Origin of the sequence: Sinomonas sp. G460-2 (assembly GCF_047759905.1) — a bacterium.
Classification (GTDB): domain Bacteria; phylum Actinomycetota; class Actinomycetes; order Actinomycetales; family Micrococcaceae; genus Sinomonas.
Map to the genome: position 1 here is coordinate 1 of NZ_JBKZWT010000574.1, position 1,017 is coordinate 1,017.

Sequence of the window (1,017 nt, forward strand, 5' to 3'; positions counted from 1 at the left end):
ATAGCATGGTGGCCATGCCGCACACCCCCGCATCCGCGAAGCCGACCGCGACCCGCAAGGACGTCGCGCGGCTCGCGGGGGTGAGCACGGCGGTGGTGAGCTACGTGGTCAACGGCGGGCCCAAGCGGGTCTCGCCGGCCACGGAGGCCAAGGTGCGCAACGCGATCGCCGCGCTCGGGTACCGCCCGAACGCGGCGGCGCGCGCGCTCAAGCTCGGGTCCAGCGAGATGCTCGGCATGATCGTGCCGGACGCGACCAACCCGTTGTTCGCCTCGCTCGCCCACGCGGTCGAGGAGGCCGCCGCCGAGCGCGGCTACGCACTGCTCATCGCCAACTCGAACGGATCGCTCGCCACCGAGCGGCGGCTTGTCGGGAATCTCGCGAGCCGGCGGGTCGACGGCGTCTTCCTGTGCAGCAACCTCTTCGAGCCGGATCTGCGCGACCTCGACGCGGCCGAGATCCCCGCTGTCCTGCTCAACCACAGTGCCGAGAGCCCCGGCTACGATTCGGTCGGCGTGGACCTGAGGGGCGGTGCGCGCCTCGCCGTGTCCCATCTCGCGGAGCACGGGCACCGGCGGATCGGGCTCGTGATCGGCACCAACGCCGGCGGCGATCTGGATGGGCGCGAGGTCGGCTGGCGCGACGGTGTCGAGGAGGTCGGGCTCGCCGCTGGCCCCGTGATGCGGGTCCCGTTCAGCCGCGAGGGCGGCTACCGGGCGGGGAAGTGGCTCCTGAACGAGGGGGGCTGGCCCACGGCGGTGTTCGCGAGCTCCGACCTCCAGGCGGTTGGCCTCCTGCGCGCGTTCCACGAGGCCGGCGTACGGATTCCCGAGGACATCGCGGTCGTCTCCTTCGATGGCTCGGCCGAGGCCGAGTACAGCTGGCCCCTGCTCTCCACGGTCGCGCAGCCGGTCGATGCGATGGCCCGAGCCGCCGTCGACGCCCTCCTGGACGGGGGCGGCCAGAAGAGCAATCGCATCTTCCCGCCGACCCTCGTGCGCCGCGCGTCCTGCGGCT

1 protein-coding gene is annotated in these 1,017 nt (G+C 72.7%); it reads left to right on the forward strand.

Going from position 1 to position 1,017, the window contains the following annotated elements:
• Positions 1-5: 5 nt before the first annotated feature.
• The coding region (locus tag ACLN58_RS22545; protein WP_415857431.1) for a LacI family DNA-binding transcriptional regulator at positions 6-1,017 on the forward strand (1,012 nt) is incomplete at its 3' end.